The sequence below is a fragment of the Pseudomonas sp. 2822-15 genome (assembly GCF_002742515.1).
GTDB lineage: Bacteria > Pseudomonadota > Gammaproteobacteria > Pseudomonadales > Pseudomonadaceae > Aquipseudomonas > Aquipseudomonas salomonii.
Genome location: NZ_LJRY01000289.1, coordinates 1 through 252, shown reverse-complemented (window position 1 = coordinate 252; position 252 = coordinate 1). Strand labels below are relative to the sequence as shown.

Sequence of the window (252 nt, the reverse complement as noted above, 5' to 3'; positions counted from 1 at the left end):
GAAACTGTAGGTCAAGAATAATCAGCGGCTTAAAGAGGAGGAATGAAGATGACAGCGGAAACTAAATTTCCAGTGAATCAAAATGATATTACAAGCTTCTCTAAAGATCGCCAAGAGCCGCAATGGCTTACTGACTTACGTGTTTCTTCTTTAGAGCCTGCTCAATTTTTGGAATTAGCAAGGCCAGACAAAACAAATATTACAAAATGTGATTTTGACCCAACTAATATTGAAGCAAATGTACAAGATGAT

General features: G+C 36.9%; 1 protein-coding gene. It reads left to right on the top strand.

All coding sequences use genetic code 11. The features are described from left to right. Window positions 1-42: 42 nt before the first annotated feature. Window positions 43-252, top strand: a 210-nt coding sequence (locus AOA59_RS32160; RefSeq protein WP_218212221.1) for a hypothetical protein, incomplete at its 3' end; no start/stop codon positions are given.